Source organism: Providencia rettgeri (assembly GCF_001874625.1).
Classification (GTDB): Bacteria; Pseudomonadota; Gammaproteobacteria; order Enterobacterales; family Enterobacteriaceae; genus Providencia; species Providencia huashanensis.
This window is the reverse complement of record NZ_CP017671.1, coordinates 680021-697781: the sequence shown is the minus strand read 5'-3', so window position 1 is coordinate 697781 and position 17761 is coordinate 680021. Positions and strand designations below refer to the sequence as shown.

9 protein-coding genes, 1 tRNA gene and 3 rRNA genes are annotated in these 17761 nt (G+C 40.3%); 5 read left to right on the top strand and 8 right to left on the bottom strand.

Annotated elements, in window-relative coordinates:
• Nucleotides 1–32: 32 nt before the first annotated feature.
• Nucleotides 33–1337 carry an NAD(P)/FAD-dependent oxidoreductase gene (locus RB151_RS02975; RefSeq protein WP_042849083.1) on the bottom strand — a complete coding sequence of 435 codons (1305 nt, stop codon included), beginning with the start codon at nt 1335–1337 and terminating at the stop codon, nt 33–35.
• Nucleotides 1338–1656: 319 nt separating this feature from the next.
• Nucleotides 1657–2403 (bottom strand): helix-turn-helix transcriptional regulator, encoded by a 747-nt coding sequence (locus RB151_RS02970; protein ID WP_042849084.1) that lies wholly within the window; start codon nt 2401–2403, stop codon nt 1657–1659.
• Between the two features lie 254 nt (nt 2404–2657).
• Here RB151_RS02970 and RB151_RS02965 point away from each other — a divergent pair, with 254 nt between their 5' ends.
• The gene (locus RB151_RS02965; RefSeq protein ID WP_042849085.1) at nt 2658–3602 is read left to right on the top strand and encodes a nucleoside hydrolase; all 945 of its coding nucleotides are present in this window, start codon (nt 2658–2660) and stop codon (nt 3600–3602) included.
• 41 nt (nt 3603–3643) lie between these two features.
• Here the strand turns inward: RB151_RS02965 and RB151_RS02960 are convergent, their stop codons facing one another.
• Nucleotides 3644–4630 carry a glycosyltransferase gene (locus tag RB151_RS02960; protein ID WP_071547688.1) on the bottom strand — a complete coding sequence of 329 codons (987 nt, stop codon included), beginning with the start codon at nt 4628–4630 and terminating at the stop codon, nt 3644–3646.
• Between the two features lie 293 nt (nt 4631–4923).
• Here RB151_RS02960 and RB151_RS02955 point away from each other — a divergent pair, with 293 nt between their 5' ends.
• From RB151_RS02955 to idi, 4 genes are all read left to right on the top strand, one after another.
• Nucleotides 4924–5835 carry a DUF808 domain-containing protein gene (locus RB151_RS02955; RefSeq protein WP_042849088.1) on the top strand — a complete coding sequence of 304 codons (912 nt, stop codon included), beginning with the start codon at nt 4924–4926 and terminating at the stop codon, nt 5833–5835.
• A gap of 385 nt (nt 5836–6220) precedes the next feature.
• Entirely contained in the window at nt 6221–7981 is a 1761-nt protein-coding gene (narX, locus tag RB151_RS02950; RefSeq protein ID WP_048608607.1) for a nitrate/nitrite two-component system sensor histidine kinase NarX, read from the top strand.
• A gap of 37 nt (nt 7982–8018) precedes the next feature.
• The gene (gene narL, locus RB151_RS02945; protein ID WP_226619212.1) at nt 8019–8657 is read left to right on the top strand and encodes a two-component system response regulator NarL; all 639 of its coding nucleotides are present in this window, start codon (nt 8019–8021) and stop codon (nt 8655–8657) included.
• A 167-nt stretch (nt 8658–8824) separates the two neighbouring features.
• Nucleotides 8825–9346 carry an isopentenyl-diphosphate Delta-isomerase gene (idi, locus tag RB151_RS02940; protein WP_071547687.1) on the top strand — a complete coding sequence of 174 codons (522 nt, stop codon included), beginning with the start codon at nt 8825–8827 and terminating at the stop codon, nt 9344–9346.
• 15 nt (nt 9347–9361) lie between these two features.
• On the opposite strand, the gene RB151_RS02935 is transcribed toward idi, so the two are convergent.
• The 5 genes from RB151_RS02935 to RB151_RS02915 all read right to left on the bottom strand — a co-directional run bounded on the left by RB151_RS02935 (nt 9362) and on the right by RB151_RS02915 (nt 17591).
• Entirely contained in the window at nt 9362–10912 is a 1551-nt protein-coding gene (locus tag RB151_RS02935; RefSeq protein WP_071547686.1) for an aromatic amino acid ammonia-lyase, read from the bottom strand.
• Between the two features lie 1397 nt (nt 10913–12309).
• Nucleotides 12310–12425, bottom strand: a 5S ribosomal RNA gene (rrf, locus tag RB151_RS02930).
• A gap of 146 nt (nt 12426–12571) precedes the next feature.
• Nucleotides 12572–15480: ribosomal RNA gene (locus RB151_RS02925) — 23S ribosomal RNA — on the bottom strand.
• A gap of 357 nt (nt 15481–15837) precedes the next feature.
• Nucleotides 15838–15913 (bottom strand) — tRNA-Glu (locus tag RB151_RS02920).
• Between the two features lie 138 nt (nt 15914–16051).
• Nucleotides 16052–17591: ribosomal RNA gene (locus tag RB151_RS02915) — 16S ribosomal RNA — on the bottom strand.
• Together the 16S, 23S and 5S rRNA genes with 1 tRNA gene alongside form the textbook arrangement of a ribosomal RNA operon.
• Between the last annotated feature and the right edge of the window lie 170 nt (nt 17592–17761).

Sequence of the window (17761 nt, the reverse complement as noted above, 5' to 3'; positions counted from 1 at the left end):
AATTTTAATAAAATAGATGGACTGATAACGAACTAGCGCCGCCCCTGCCAATAACCCGATGTTTGATGCATAATTTTGGCAAGTGAAACAATGACATTACGCATGCTATCTTTACCAATAATGTTGGCATGAGGAATAGAGCTCATTAAGTCATAACGATGCGAACCTTCCACCATCCCCTCAGCAAGAACTTTACAGACAATTTGGCTAGGCGTGACACCGAAACCGGAATACCCTTGAGCATAAAACACATTTTTATGCTGTGGTAATGTACCAATTTGGGGAAATAAATTTGCACTACAGGCCATTGGCCCCCCCCAAGCAAGTTCGATTTTGACATCTTTGAGGTAAGGAAAGACTTTTAACATTAAATTCCGGTTCCATGCTTTAAGATCAGATGGAATGTACTCAAGGAAATGCGTCGAACTGCCAAATAATAAACGGTTTTCATTCGTCACACGGTAGTAATCAATTACAGGGCGAATGTCACTATATGCGCCTCGGATTGGGCTGATCTGTTCAATTAGCTCGTCCGGCAATTCTTCCGTCATTAATTGATATGCGTAAGTATTAATCGTTTTAGGGTAAATTGTTGGTTCAAGACCGTTTAAGAACGAATCGCAAGCCCATAACATTTTTTGGGCTTTAACCGTGCCCATCGCCGTTCTTACCGTGATGGTATTTCCATACTCAACATTTAATACTTGGCTATTTTCAAAAATTTTAGCGCCATAAATTTCACTTATTGCTTTTGCTTCACCCAATAGCAAATTCAATGAATGAACATGCCCACCCCCCATGTGTTTGATACCACAGGTATAAGCATCAGAACCGATAATCTGTTTCAGTTCTGTACCACTATAGAATTCAATTTCCTCATCGGGATCAACGGATTTAAAATCCTTTAGCCAACCACGTAAGGTTTTTTCTTGGCGCTTGTTGCTACCTAAATAAGCGTAACCGCGGCAGAAATCAGCATCGATATCATATTTAGCGATACGCTCACGCATGATCCCAGCCCCCATGTTACTGAGCTTAAAGATCGTTTCTAACCCTTCAGGGCCAACATATTTTTTAATTGCATCAATATCATGGCCAATACCTGCCATAACTTGGCCGCCATTACGCCCAGAACCACCATAGCCTAGGTGACGCCCCTCCAAGATAGCAATATTGGTAATACCTTTTTCACACAACTCGAGTGCCGTGTGGACCCCTGAAAAGCCACCACCAATAATGACAACATCCACATCAAGATCTTCTTTTAATGTAGGAAAGCGTAAGTCATATTTCTTAGTTGCAGCATAATAAGTTAGTGATTCTACTTGGTTATTCATAACGGATACCCTGTTTAGTATCTTTCGATAACCTGATTATCTTAACCTTGCATTAACAATTACATAGCCCTTTAGGGACATTCGAAACATAAAGTTAACATTTGTGACGTGAGTAGAATATTTATATAAAAATAAAATTTAGTAAAGTTTATTTTTTTAATTAAAATTCAATTAATTAGATAATTATTGCCATATTAATAATATAACAATTTATGAGTTGAAATACTTAAAAGTATTCTAATAAATATTAGATAAAACTAACACCATGATAAATAAACTAAATAATTCTAATATTTTGAGGTAAGGAAATTCACCCTACCTATTGAATTGGCCTATTCATAAATAAGTTAAATAATTCAGCTTGCGAATTAATATCTAATTTCTGGTAAATATTCTTACGATGATTTTTGACTGTCCCTAAACTGATAAAAAGTGACTGTGCAATCTGTGGGGAGCCTTTACCAGCAAGGATCAGTTCAACAACCTCACACTCTCTTGGGGTTAACCCAAACCGCGTTTGCATATCCGCATTTCGGTAATGATGAGAAACTGCATGAGGAGAGACTTCTTTATGAAGCCTAGCCATACTACGAATAATATCGCAAGCATCTTTAAGTGGGGCTTGTGTATGCTTTCCTGAGAAGAAAGGTCTATCTTCGTTACCAAAAAAGATCCCTAGTTGCCTACCTGTTGAGATTTCTAACAATAAACCTGCTTCATCACACCAACCCGTTTTACGATAGAAATTAAGATAATAATCAGTGTGATAAAAACCTTTAGGTGCCAATTCTTTTAGCGTGAGTACCGTCGAAGCGCCCCCTTTCTGGATTTCTTGATAGAATGGGTCCATTAAATAAGCACCTCGCTGATAGATCCTATTAACACTATCACTATTGCGACGTTCGACTTTAGATAGAAATCGAGGAGGCGCACCTTTCTCAAAAGAATATACAATCGCATTATCAAATGTGATGAATGAAGATAACCATGATAATAAATTAGGGTAAAACTGGTTAGTTGCAACAGAATCAATTACATCTGGCAATTTATTGAGATAATTATCCATGCTCCCTCCTAGTTTATTAACTTATTAATAAAGTGTATTTATACTCCAAGCTAAAGGATATAAGAAACACATAATCTTTATAAACTCAACATGATTGTTATTAATATGTTAATTATGTCACTATGATATTAGTAACATTAATGAATAGTTTCATTACATTAGTATTCATTAAAATGAAGCTTAAATCACAAAATAATAAATAAATCCTTATATTATGTTAATCAAAAGTAAATAACATAATAAAAGGAGCAAAAATGCAGAAATACAAAATTATTTTAGATTGTGATCCTGGACATGATGATGCTATGGCTATCTTTTTGGCGTTAGGTAACCCAAATATAGATTTACTCGCTGTCACGACTGTCGTTGGAAACCAAACTCTAGACAAAGTGACTCACAACGCACGCGCAATTATGGAATTCGTTGGTGCAAATAATATCCCTATAGCTGCTGGCTGCCCTCGTCCCTTAGTAAGGACAATACAAACTGCCCCTGAAGTTCATGGAAGCACAGGGCTTGATGGGACACACCTTCCAGAGCCAACACAGCCAATTGACCAACGCCATGCTGTCGATTTGATCATCGATACAATCAAATCTCATCCCCCTAAAACAATTACTCTCGTTCCTATTGGTGGATTAACAAATATTGCTTTAGCCGTCAGAAAAGCACCTGAAATTGTAGAGTTAGTAAAAGAAGTCGTTCTGATGGGGGGAGGCTACCATACCGGTAATCGCTCTGCTGTAGCTGAATTTAATATCATCATAGACCCTGAAGCCGCCCATATTGTATTTAATGAAAAATGGCCGATTACCATGGTTGGATTAGACCTCACCCACCAGGCTAGGCCAAATGATCTAATTATGGAACAAATTGCTCGTTTGAATACACCAATTAGCCAATTTGTTGTGGAATCCCTAAATTACTACACAACAGGTTATCGCCAACGTAATGGTTATAGCGACCATGCACCTGTCCATGACCTTTGTGCCGTCGCTTATGTTATTAACCCATCGATAATGGAAACAGTTAAAGCGCCAATTGATATCGAGTTACAAGGTACTTTAACTACAGGGATGACTGTCACTGATTTTCGTATGCCGGCCAAAGCCGAATGCCATACACAAGTTGCCACAAAGCTCGATAACCCAAAACTATGGGAAATGTTTATAAATTCCCTTAAGCAATTAGGTAAATAAATAATGAAAAGGTAGCCTCTGTCAGCTACCTTTTCAAAAGATTATGATTTAAGGATTTCTTTTAATTTGGTATAGCGCCTAATTAAACGCCACTTAAGTTTTACTGTCGTCGCATGTTCCCATACTACTTGCCAGTAACCTTTATCAAAAAACTGCTGCACCATCTCTTTTTGTGTTTCAGGTGACTTAATTGCCAGTAAGGCTTGGATCACCCCTAAGCCTTCCTTACCAACCTGCCATAAGCAAGCTGGTGCTTGTTTGACTTGCTCAGGATAGCGCCGATAAATATCTAGCAACATATCAATGATTTTCAAATAAGTGTTTATCTTACGAACTGAGCGTTCATCACCCGTCAATGAGTGAGAAACTGATTGGTTATGGATCAAATAACGATAATACTGTTCATTAATAAATTGCACACGTTTTGCTACTAACAAAACTTCAGTCGTCCAAGGAATATCTTGATGATGCAACTTAGGCTCAAAGAAAAAATTATGTTGGCGTAACATCTCTAAACGGTATAAGTTCAACCAAGTCACATGTAAAAACTTACGTGAGCTTAACCCTTTTTCAAGCCATTCAGGACCAGATATCACCCCCGTAGAGGGTACTTTGTTTGGTGGGAAAATAGCCTTCGGTGCGTCACCATTGGTATAAACATATGTCCCATTACAGGTTGCAACGTCTAGGTCTCCAGATAATGCGATTTCTAATAGACGTCCATACATTTTAGGGTTAATTTCATCGTCTATATCAGGAAATGTAATATATTTCCCCGTTGCTTCAGCCATTCCAGTATTACGAGCAACCGAAACACCTTGATTTTCCTGAGATAATACTTTGAAACAAGCAAACTTATCTGCATAAGCATTGATAACGCTTTCACTATCATCCTTAGAGCCATCATTAACAACAATAAGCTCCCAGTTCTCTAATTTTTGCGCTATTAAACTTTCAAAAAACTGAGGTAGAAATTTTTCACCATTATAAACGGCAACAACAATGCTCAAAACTGGCTGAGAAGACATGTATTAACCTTATACCAATCTACTTAAAATTATTTATAACCCAAAGTGGTTAAGTCAGACCGAAAGACCAACTATAAATGTGTTACTTCACTAAAATTAATTAGTTAGAAACACAAAAAACGCATTGGTTCCATTGTCATAAAAATTTAATAATTCAATGCGCGGCATTTTTAACTGTAATGGTATTATTAAATTTTATAGATTATGGTTAATACCAAGTGAACTAATTATCGCTAAACCAACCTAATAAACATTAACTACACCTTAAAAAAGAAAATAATGAGGATATTATTTTGGCTGGAAGCAGTTTACTCACATTACTTGATGATATTGCCGCAGTGTTAGACGATGTTTCCGTCATGACTAAAATGGCAGCTAAAAAAACATCTGGCGTTTTGGGTGATGACCTCGCTTTAAATGCTCAGCAAGTCACAGGAGTACGGGCTGATAGAGAACTTCCTGTTGTTTGGTCAGTTGCTAAAGGCTCGTTTATTAATAAATTGATACTTGTCCCTTTAGCACTACTAATTAGTGCCTTTTTACCTTGGGCTATTACACCATTACTTATGCTTGGTGGGGCTTACCTATGTTTTGAAGGTGCAGAGAAAATTGCACATAAGTTATTGCACCCCGAAACAAAAACAGCCGCTACTATGCAAAAACAATTATCTCCTGAAATGCTTAGCGAGTTTGAAAGTAAAAAAATCAAAGGTGCTATCCGTACTGACTTTGTACTATCTGCTGAAATCATTGCAATAACATTAGGGATTGTTTCTTCAACGACCTTTATGAATCAAGTTATTGTGCTTTCTATTATTGCGATTGTAATGACAATAGGTGTTTATGGGCTAGTCGCAGGTATTGTTAAATTAGATGACTTAGGGTTTTACTTGCAGAAGAAAGCATCTACAGCATTAAAAAAATGTGGCAATGCTTTAATTTATATCACACCATATCTAATGAAAACCTTATCTATTGTAGGCACAGCCGCAATGTTCATGGTTGGTGGTGGTATTTTGACACATGGTATTAGTTACATTTCAGAATGGATCGATGAAATTGCTTTTACCGCAATTTTGACCCCTATTATTGGCAGTACAATGCAGTTTGTCTTACCTACCATTATTAATTTATTTTTTGGTTTAATCGTAGGTTTACTTCTAGTTGCAATAATCAATTTATTCAAAAAACTTAAAAAAAGTTAACCTCAAAAATAAGATAGCACAGACGGTTGAGTGCTATCTTTCTCTCCATTGTTTACCATTGTTATTTTTTCGCTATAAATTTAATTACACATTGCGTTACAAACATAAGCAAACTGATCTAAATCAAAAGAAATTCATCTTTAATTTACGTTATAATACGTAGATGTGTATTTTAGAATATAACAAAAAAAATAGATTAACCATTAAATATCAATTAGTTGAAATTATCAGTATATATATTAAAGCTTAATTTTTTGCTTTAGCGCTCACACCACCGAAAAAATATACCACCAAAGTAGTATATTTAATATTATGCTCTTTATGAACAATACTAGGTGTTCAAGCTTTTTAATTTACTATGAGCTTTATTTTTGAGGAAGGAAAAATGCCGACTCTGTATCGTCGCTTTTCAATTATTAACCAAGTAATCGGCCTGATGCTACTTATTGCGATCTTGGGGATTATTGGAATGACGATTTCAAATCGTATGATTATTAGCGTCCAAGGCAATGCCCATGCAATAAATAAATCAGGCTCCTTAAGAATGCAAAGCTACAGGTTACTTTCCTTAGTACCATTAAATACTCAAAATCAACGTTATCTAGGCATATTAGAAAATGATTTAGTAAGCCCAGAACTAACACAAGTAGTAAAAGTCGAAAATTTAACCCCCCAATTTAATGAACTTCATAATTATTGGCTACATACACTGAAACCAGCGCTAATGGCTGCTGAGTCACCAAATGATGCAAGATACGAAGTAATATCATTCGTTAATAAGCTTGATGAACTAGTCCATAATATTGATGAAAAAACAGAAAGAAAAATTGCTTATGTCGCAATGACCCAGCTCGTTTTTATTAGCTTAGTTTTTTTGTTATTAATGGGAACAATGTGGCACCTAAGACGGAAAATTTATTACCCATGGGTAAAATTATTGTCAATGGTGACTGCTATTGGCCAAAAAGATTTTAGTCAGCGCTACCCTAAAAATCACCAACAAGATGAGTTAAACGCTTTGGGTGAAACACTTAACCAAATGTCCGATGAGTTGGCTCAAAGTTACCATCAATTAGAGGAAAGGGTTGCAGAAAAAACAGCGGACCTGATGACAAAAAATCGCGTTTTATCTTATTTATATCAATCAAACCAAATCTTACATTCTTCGGAGCCTCTGTATTCACGCTTACAAAAAGTGCTGATTGAGCTCAAAAATATTACCCTATTAAAAAATCTCAGCTTACGGTTATACGAAGAAAGTAATGATGCCTATTTTCATGAAATATGTTGTGATTCAATAGGGCTATCTGAATTAGATAATCATGTTACAAAACAACCCTCCCCGATAATAAAAAAAGCAATAACTATGCAGTGGGATTTGTCTGACAACATGCACCGATATGGTGTCATCATCGGTGAAATTGAAGATACAGAAGTCCTTTCAGATGAACAAAGCAATCTAGTTTCTGTATTGGCCAAGCAAATTTCAGGCATGTTAGCAATGGAGCATCAAATAGAGCAACAACAACAGCTATTGATAATGGATGAGCGCTCAGCCATTGCTCGTGAACTTCATGACTCTATAGCTCAATCATTATCCTGCTTAAAAATGCAAATTAGCTATTTGCAATTGCAACCTGAACCATTACCAGAAAGGCCTCAACAGTTGTTAACTGAAATGCGCAGTGAGATTAATACCGCGTATAGTCAGTTAAGAGAGTTATTAACCACCTTTAGGCTTAAATTAACTGAGCCTGGGCTCTTACCCTCTCTAGAGAGTACAATCAGCGAATTCAGTGAACGAATGGGCTATTCAATAGGATTGAATTATAACCTACCAGCGAAAAGTATTTCGCCACACCAATCAATCCATATTATACAAATAATCCGAGAAGCCCTTAGTAATATCCTAAAACATGCAAATGCTAAGCGGGCTGAAGTATCATTAAGTCAACATGCGGGTATCGCTAGCATTACTATTACTGATGATGGCACTGGAATCTCATCTAATGCTGATAAACTTAACCATTATGGGCTAATTATTATGAGGGAAAGGGCACTGAGTCTTAAGGGTGAGTGTTCTATTATTTCTAGAGAGCAAGGGGGAACTCAAGTTAAAGTGACTTTCCCTTTACCTGACGCTTAAAACACCGGAAAAATCATCTATGGAGAATACAAATATAATGAATGAAAAATCAACCATCCTACTTATTGATGATCATCCGATGCTAAGAAATGGGGTCAAACAACTGATTAGTTTAGAACCTTCATTACAAGTCATCGGAGAGGCAGGAGATGGGAAAACAGGTATCCAAATCGCAGCAGAACAAGACCCTGATTTAATTCTTCTCGATCTGAATATGCCGGGTATGAATGGCTTTGAAACTCTAGATGAGCTAAGAAAAAGGGAACTTTCTGGAAGAATTATCCTTTTTACCGTCTCTAACTATAGTGATGACCTAGTCAACGCGTTAAAAAGAGGGGCTGATGGTTATCTACTTAAAGATATGGAACCAGAAGAGCTTATTGTGGCTCTTAAAGAGGCTGCCAGTGGAAAATTAGTTGTCAGCCCAACGCTAGCTTCAGTACTTGCTGAATCATTAAGGGATAATACAACACAAGATGAAAACCATATTGCATCCTTAACACCAAGAGAAGCGGACATCTTAGAACTCATTTCACAAGGGTTGTCCAATAAAATGATAGCTCGCAAACTAGATATTGCAGAAAGTACAGTAAAAGTTCACGTTAAACATTTGCTTAAAAAATTAAACTTAAAATCTAGGGTTGAAGCTGCTGTTTGGGTATTACAACAAAAATAATCCTCACTACAGCCCTATCGCAGCTATATAAATAATAAAATAGCTGCGAGTTAAAAAAAATAAGACTAAGAATTAAACTAAAATAAGAGATAAATAGCTCTAATTTGCAAACTTTTATTTTTAGTTATAATAAACTATACGTATAGTTTTTAATGGAAATAATAAAAATGGAAGATCAGTTAATTTTAGTTAATGAAAATGATGAACCAATAGGTGTAATGCCTAAATTACTCGCACATCAACTCGGTCGCTTACATCGCGCCTTCTCTATTTTCATTTTTAATGACCAAAATGAATTGCTTATCCAGCAAAGAGCGCTTCATAAGTATCACTCTGCTGGCCAATGGGCTAATTCATGCTGTAGTCATCCAAAACCACATGAAGATACCCTACAAGCCGCACAACGACGACTTAATGAAGAATTAGGGTTCATCACGCCTTTAACTCATGTTGGTTCATTCACTTACCATGCTGAAGTGAGTGGAGGATTAATAGAACATGAATATGACCACCTATATGTTGGCCACTATAATAAAGTGATCTATCCCAATATTGAAGAAGTCGCATCCATCCGCTGGGTTAGTATTTCTAAACTTATTTATGAAATTAATCAACAACCGGAGATTTTTACTCCGTGGTTTAAAAAAATACTGACTAAATACCCATCATTAAATTTCAATTTAGCTTAATTAACTGCCCGATGATTATATTTCATAATTTAAGATATAATCATGTATCAGTGTTAATTCTTTTGAAAGTGATTTATCTTCACCATTTAAATCAATACATTCACTTATCATATGATAAATACTATCTGTTTTTGAAGATAATAAATAAGAGGGATCTTTCTCTTTTCTTAAATTAATTGCTTGTACCACACATAAAAACACAATCGAAATTAATTCATATCCATACATTAATTGATTTTTTAATTTTTCAGCAACAAACTGTGCATTCGTCGCAGTATCCTCAACACCACCTGCGACAGAGAAGTAATCTAATGAAGCTGGCATTGCTAGATATTTAATTCTCATTGCTAAAGTAACTGCGGGCTTTTCAATGGCACCAAGTGCATGAAATGCAGTTCTATTACCTAAAAACCGAGTTAGCTGTGTAAAATAAGGGTCATTAAGTTTTACTATCTGCTGTACACTTGCTAGTGCATTATGAGCAATCGCTAAACTTAATTTTTCGATAGATAAAACCCAAGGTAGTGTTTCAAAATTTCCACTTGGAAGCACTGCCTGATGACAATCATTTTCAGCCAAATTATTATTTACATGTTTAGTGAGCACGCATGGATTATCATTTGATCCATTTACTTGAATGAGGAGCTGTTCTTTAGCTTGTTCATAGCTTAAACGCAACTCTGCTAGCCGATATACCCCACAACGATAGCTTAGAGGGTCTTGTAAATGACGTTCATCGTCGTAACATTCCAACGAAGAACCAACTAATAGGCTTCTAAGTTTTTCTCCCATTGCAATAACTTCAGGGTATGCACAAGCATCCAAAACCTGCTGATTTAAAGGTGAGAGGTTACCATTTAAGGCTTGAAGATTTAAACAATACAATAACTCACTTATATTTATGTAATGTGCTGTTTTTAATAACGCAGCAGCTGCTATAGCAACAGAATAAGCGTTTGAACATAATAAAGAGAGTGAATCTTTTGCCCAAGGTTCTATGGGGGGAATGCCCGCAAGTTGAAGTGCCTTTGAAGAAGACATTGTTTTACCTTGGTAAATTACCTCTCCCTCACCTAATAATGTAAGCCCTATATGACTCAATATAGTAATATCCCCCTCACCAATAGAACCCATGCTTGGGATAAAAGGAATGATATCTCTGTTAAGTAATTCGACATAGCTATTAATTATTCTAGGTTGAATTCCACTATAACCATTAAGTAACATGTTAATGTGAATTCCCATGATCCCTCTAATTAAACAGCTATCTATTGGCTTACCTATACCCACAGAATGTGCACGTATTAGTTTTTTATTAAATATCGTTGATTTTTCAATTAGCTCTTCAGTAAACCTACCATTTAATTTTATATATTCCGTATCTTTATTTAAGCCAACACCTACTGTTAGACCATATATCCTTGCTCCTTTCTCGGCCTCTAATATTAATAGGTTATGGCTTTCTTCTAATTTTTCCACTACCATATAATCCACAGCAATATCTTCACCATTCATAATTAATTCTATATCATAAAGTTTTAAGTTTTTTCCATTCAGCAAAACCATATACCCTCTCTAAAAAAAGAAAAAATAAACAATTTACAACTGTCTTTTTACTTATTTATAGTAAAAACTAAAACTCATCATTTTTAAACTTTAACTATCAAACATTATTAATTAGGGAGGAATAATAATTATAATGGTATAGTTTTATTATGTTTAATAGCAAATTTTATTAAATATAGAGGACAATAAGTAATGCCAGACCATTCGTTTTAAATCAATCAATTTTATATTTTAATACATCGTAAAATATGATTCATGGGCATCTATATATTTGAATGATAAGGGATACAATAAAACTAGCGCAATAACAATTTAATAATAAAAGTTAATTTCTAAGTTGGTTATTATTTAGCTAAGCTTAAAAATTATCATAATTACAGTGATTAATTATTAAGCTAATTTTTGATTAGCTTACCGCTTTCTATTTTTTCTGTTTTCAATCATGAGAAGTAACGGGCTAAGTAAACAAAATGAGCACCTATTAGCCACTATCAATTTCGCCTAAGATACAAAAAAATTAATTACTGAGCTGACTACTAATTAGCCCATCATTTCGAACCATATCTGCCATTTATCTGTATTTTCTATATAGATGTCATTTTGACAAAGCCAGTAATAAGGGCTTATGCATGACCATAACCAATACGATGATAAGAAACCGAATAAAAAGCACGAGCACAATAAGCAAGGTGATCACACAAGTTAGTTGCTAAGTGAATTATTGACTATCAACAACAAGGTGTAGCATAAATACTGAGGGTGATTTTAGATGAGAAAAGGAACTACGATAAGGGTTAAAATGATAAAAAATGAAGTAGACGTACTCGTAAGTTACTGAGTGGATTATTGGTCCTCGATGACAATAAGTGCCATAAATACAAAGCACATTCACTAAGCTAATGATTAATCACGAGGAGTCACGAGCCGAGTCAACAAAGAGAACCTCCACTCGTGTCATCATCCCTTTCACCGAAGTGACTTAATTGCTGAAAACGAGATGGGCAGGAAAAGAATATCTCTGTACTAATGAGGGGTTAACCTAGTCCTCTGCTAATCAGACTGTTAATTTAGAAGCTAGACATTAGCAGTTAGCAGTTAGCAGTTAGCAGTTAGCAGTTAGCAGTTAGCAGTTAGCAGTTAGCAGTTAGAAGTTAGAAGTTAGAAGTTAGAAGTTAGAAGTTAGAAGTTAGAAGTTAGAAGTTAGAAGTTAGAAGTTAGCCTACAGGATAATAAAATATGCAGTGGTCTCAATGCCTCATTACCCTAGGCAGAGCCCTCACAATCAGAGTCGCCCTGAGACTGAACACCTCACTCTTCGCTCCACACTGCCACGCCTCATCACCTACCCCCCAAACGCAAAAAAGCCACCCAATGGGTGGCTTTCTCACTAATTTAATGTCTGGCAGTTCCCTACTCTCACATGGGGAGACCCCACACTACCATCGGCGCTACGGCGTTTCACTGCTGAGTTCGGCATGGGGTCAGGTGGGACCACCGCGCTATTGCCGCCAGACAAATTCGGTTTGTTCCCGTTTAGCGCATTTCGTCACTAAACCAGAACTGCAATCTTGAACAAGCTGCTGTGTCCCTCGCCTCTCGGCTTCTCACGCTCATTGAATCAACCTCATCTCTCAATCTCTAAAACACCTTCGGTGTTGTCAGGTTAAGCCTCACGGTTCATTAGTATTGGTTAGCTCAACATATCGCTATGCTTACACACCCAACCTATCAACGTCTTAGTCTTAAACGTTCCTTTAGGACCCTTAAAGGGTCAGGGAAGACTCATCTCAAGGCAAGTTTCCCGCTTAGATGCTTTCAGCGGTTATCTCTTCCGCACTTAGCTACCGGGCAATGCCATTGGCATGACAACCCGAACACCAGTGGTGCGTCCACTCCGGTCCTCTCGTACTAGGAGCAGCCCCTTTCAATCTTCCAACGCCCACGGCAGATAGGGACCGAACTGTCTCACGACGTTCTAAACCCAGCTCGCGTACCACTTTAAACGGCGAACAGCCGTACCCTTGGGACCTACTTCAGCCCCAGGATGTGATGAGCCGACATCGAGGTGCCAAACACCGCCGTCGATATGAACTCTTGGGCGGTATCAGCCTGTTATCCCCGGAGTACCTTTTATCCGTTGAGCGATGGCCCTTCCATTCAGAACCACCGGATCACTAAGACCTACTTTCGTACCTGCTCGAGCCGTCACTCTCGCAGTCAAGCTGGCTTATGCCTTTGCACTAACCGCATGATGTCCGACCATGCTTAGCCAACCTTCGTGCTCCTCCGTTACTCTTTGGGAGGAGACCGCCCCAGTCAAACTACCCACCAGACACTGTCCGCACCCCGGATAACGGGGCAACGTTAGAACATCAAACATTAAAGGGTGGTATTTCAAGGTTGGCTCCATGCAGACTGGCGTCCACACTTCAAAGCCTCCCACCTATCCTACACATCAAGGCTCAATGTTCAGTGTCAAGCTATAGTAAAGGTTCACGGGGTCTTTCCGTCTTGCCGCGGGTACACTGCATCTTCACAGCGAGTTCAATTTCACTGAGTCTCGGGTGGAGACAGCCTGGCCATCATTACGCCATTCGTGCAGGTCGGAACTTACCCGACAAGGAATTTCGCTACCTTAGGACCGTTATAGTTACGGCCGCCGTTTACTGGGGCTTCGATCAAGAGCTTCTCCTTACGGATAACCCCATCAATTAACCTTCCAGCACCGGGCAGGCGTCACACCGTATACGTCCACTTTCGTGTTTGCACAGTGCTGTGTTTTTAATAAACAGTTGCAGCCAGCTGGTATCTGCGACTGGCTTCAGCTCCATGGGTAAACCACTTCACCTAGCGCCAGCGTGCCTTCTCCCGAAGTTACGGCACCATTTTGCCTAGTTCCTTCACCCGAGTTCTCTCAAGCGCCTGAGTATTCTCTACCTGACCACCTGTGTCGGTTTGGGGTACGATTAGTGATAATCTAGAGCTTAGAGGCTTTTCCTGGAAGCGGGGCATGAGCTACTTCGCCACCGTAGTGACTCGTCATCAGACCTCAGCATATAGTGAACCGGATTTGCCTAATTCACCTGCCTACATCCTTAAACCGGGACAACCGTCGCCCGGCCAGCCTAGCCTTCTCCGTCCCCCCATCGCAATTATCACCAGTACGGGAATATTAACCCGTTTCCCATCGACTACGCATTTCTGCCTCGCCTTAGGGGTCGACTCACCCTGCCCCGATTAACGTTGGACAGGAACCCTTGGTCTTCCGGCGTGCGGGTTTTTCACCCGCATTATCGTTACTTATGTCAGCATTCGCACTTCTGATACCTCCAGCATACCTCACAGTACACCTTCACAGGCTTACAGAACGCTCCCCTACCCAACAATATTTACATATCGCTGCCGCAGCTTCGGTGCATAGTTTAGCCCCGTTACATCTTCCGCGCAGGCCGACTCGACCAGTGAGCTATTACGCTTTCTTTAAATGATGGCTGCTTCTAAGCCAACATCCTGGCTGTCTGAGCCTTCCCACTTCGTTTCCCACTTAACTATGACTTTGGGACCTTAGCTGGCGGTCTGGGTTGTTTCCCTCTTCACGACGAACGTTAGCACCCGCCGTGTGTCTCCCGTGATAACATTCTTCGGTATTCGTAGTTTGCATCGAGTTGGTAAGTCGGGATGACCCCCTAGTCGAAACAGTGCTCTACCCCCGAAGATGAGTTCACGAGGCGCTACCTAAATAGCTTTCGGGGAGAACCAGCTATCTCCCGGTTTGATTGGCCTTTCACCCCCAGCCACAAGTCATCCGCTAATTTTTCAACATTAGTCGGTTCGGTCCTCCAGTTAGTGTTACCCAACCTTCAACCTGCCCATGGCTAGATCACCGGGTTTCGGGTCTATACCCTGCAACTCATTCGCCCAGTTAAGACTCGGTTTCCCTACGGCTCCCCTATACGGTTAACCTTGCTACAGAATATAAGTCGCTGACCCATTATACAAAAGGTACGCAGTCACCCTGATAAATCAAGGCTCCCACTGCTTGTACGTACACGGTTTCAGGTTCTATTTCACTCCCCTCGCCGGGGTTCTTTTCGCCTTTCCCTCACGGTACTGGTTCACTATCGGTCAATCAGGAGTATTTAGCCTTGGAGGATGGTCCCCCCATATTCAGACAGGATAACACGTGTCCCGCCCTACTCGTCGAGTTCACAACACTAATATCTTCAGATACGGGGCTATCACCCTTTACTGCCGGACTTTCCAGACCGTTCTCCTGATACTAATGCTGATTAAGACTCTGGGCTGCTCCCCGTTCGCTCGCCGCTACTAGGGGAATCTCGGTTGATTTCTTTTCCTCGGGGTACTGAGATGTTTCAGTTCCCCCGGTTCGCTTCGTTTGACTATGTATTCATCAAACGATAGTGCAACGGATTGCACTGGGTTTCCCCATTCGGAAATCGTCGGGTATAACGGTTCATATCACCTTACCGACGCTTATCGCAGATTAGCACGTCCTTCATCGCCTCTGATTGCCTAGGCATCCACCGTGTACGCTTAGTCGCTTAACCTCACAACCCGAAGGTGTCTTCTTATCAGACGACACTTAACGTCATGGCTGTGCGTGGTGAACTTCTTCGTTGGGTAGTGCTCGCAATGCTCACGTACTATTGTACGCTGCGCTTGCTGCGCGCTAGCCGCCTTGAATTTCACACTGCTCGCTCATGCCACTCGTTTGTGTGTTTGAAAAACACTTCAAGTTGAGATTTTTGAGAGACTCTCACATTGTTTAAGCGATAAACAATGTGCGTTGTTTTCAATTTTCAGCTTGTTCCAGATTGTTAAAGAGCATAATTGTTAAACCAACTACAACGTAATTGGCTTAATCATTATTGGGGACATCGTCTTTCACTCGATATCGGCGCAATTGGCGTCCCCTAGGGGATTCGAACCCCTGTTACCGCCGTGAAAGGGCGGTGTCCTAGGCCTCTAGACGAAGGGGACACGAAAATTCAATTGCAAAACACCGTTTTGCTATTTTCGTGTAAGTCTTATCCTTTCGAATAAGTCTCCCACGTAAAGCCATTGCTCTACTTTCTATCAGACAATCTGTGTGAGCACTTCACAAAAACACTTCAATGGTAAGGAGGTGATCCAACCGCAGGTTCCCCTACGGTTACCTTGTTACGACTTCACCCCAGTCATGAATCACAAAGTGGTAAGCGCCCTCCCGAAGGTTAAGCTACCTACTTCTTTTGCAACCCACTCCCATGGTGTGACGGGCGGTGTGTACAAGGCCCGGGAACGTATTCACCGTAGCATTCTGATCTACGATTACTAGCGATTCCGACTTCATGGAGTCGAGTTGCAGACTCCAATCCGGACTACGACGTACTTTATGAGTTCCGCTTGCTCTCGCGAGGTCGCTTCTCTTTGTATACGCCATTGTAGCACGTGTGTAGCCCTACTCGTAAGGGCCATGATGACTTGACGTCATCCCCACCTTCCTCCGGTTTATCACCGGCAGTCTCCTTTGAGTTCCCGACCGAATCGCTGGCAACAAAGGATAAGGGTTGCGCTCGTTGCGGGACTTAACCCAACATTTCACAACACGAGCTGACGACAGCCATGCAGCACCTGTCTCAGAGTTCCCGAAGGCACCAAAGCATCTCTGCTAAGTTCTCTGGATGTCAAGAGTAGGTAAGGTTCTTCGCGTTGCATCGAATTAAACCACATGCTCCACCGCTTGTGCGGGCCCCCGTCAATTCATTTGAGTTTTAACCTTGCGGCCGTACTCCCCAGGCGGTCGATTTAACGCGTTAGCTCCGAAAGCCACTCCTCAAGGGAACAACCTTCAAATCGACATCGTTTACAGCGTGGACTACCAGGGTATCTAATCCTGTTTGCTCCCCACGCTTTCGCACCTGAGCGTCAGTCTTTGTCCAGGGGGCCGCCTTCGCCACCGGTATTCCTCCACATCTCTACGCATTTCACCGCTACACATGGAATTCTACCCCCCTCTACAAGACTCTAGCTGACCAGTCTTAGATGCCATTCCCAGGTTAAGCCCGGGGATTTCACATCTAACTTAATCAACCGCCTGCGTGCGCTTTACGCCCAGTAATTCCGATTAACGCTTGCACCCTCCGTATTACCGCGGCTGCTGGCACGGAGTTAGCCGGTGCTTCTTCTGTCGGTAACGTCAATCGTTGATGATATTAGCATCAACGCCTTCCTCCCGACTGAAAGTACTTTACAACCCTAGGGCCTTCTTCATACACGCGGCATGGCTGCATCAGGCTTGCGCCCATTGTGCAATATTCCCCACTGCTGCCTCCCGTAGGAGTCTGGGCCGTGTCTCAGTCCCAGTGTGGCTGATCATCCTCTCAGACCAGCTAGGGATCGTCGCCTAGGTGAGCCATTACCCCACCTACTAGCTAATCCCATATGGGTTCATCCGATAGCGCAAGGACCGAAGTTCCCCTGCTTTGCTCCTAAGAGATTATGCGGTATTAGCCACCGTTTCCAGTGGTTATCCCCCTCTATCGGGCAGATCCCCATACATTACTCACCCGTCCGCCGCTCGTCAGCGAGAAGCAACCTTCCCCTGTTACCGCTCGACTTGCATGTGTTAGGCCTGCCGCCAGCGTTCAATCTGAGCCATGATCAAACTCTTCAATTAAAAAGCTTGATGCTCAAAGAATGTTTACTGTCGCCTGATTTCCGAAGAAACCAGATTACCTATTAGTTCATATATATGAATTAACGTGTTAGTCACTCTTCAAGACTTAAAATCAAATATTTTTTTGATAGTGTCCTGTGAGTGCCCACACAGATTGTCTGATAAATTGT

What these genes read in the sequence shown, in the direction of transcription:
- RB151_RS02975 (WP_042849083.1), bottom strand. Translation starts at nt 1,337, where the DNA reads ATGAATAACCAAGTAGAATCACTAACTTATTATGCTGCAACTAAGAAA.
- RB151_RS02970 (WP_042849084.1), bottom strand. Translation starts at nt 2,403, where the DNA reads ATGGATAATTATCTCAATAAATTGCCAGATGTAATTGATTCTGTTGCA.
- RB151_RS02965 (WP_042849085.1), top strand. Translation starts at nt 2,658, where the DNA reads ATGCAGAAATACAAAATTATTTTAGATTGTGATCCTGGACATGATGAT.
- RB151_RS02960 (WP_071547688.1), bottom strand. Translation starts at nt 4,630, where the DNA reads ATGTCTTCTCAGCCAGTTTTGAGCATTGTTGTTGCCGTTTATAATGGT.
- narX (WP_048608607.1), top strand. Translation starts at nt 6,221, where the DNA reads ATGCCGACTCTGTATCGTCGCTTTTCAATTATTAACCAAGTAATCGGC.
- narL (WP_226619212.1), top strand. Translation starts at nt 8,019, where the DNA reads ATGAATGAAAAATCAACCATCCTACTTATTGATGATCATCCGATGCTA.
- idi (WP_071547687.1), top strand. Translation starts at nt 8,825, where the DNA reads ATGGAAGATCAGTTAATTTTAGTTAATGAAAATGATGAACCAATAGGT.
- RB151_RS02935 (WP_071547686.1), bottom strand. Translation starts at nt 10,912, where the DNA reads ATGGTTTTGCTGAATGGAAAAAACTTAAAACTTTATGATATAGAATTA.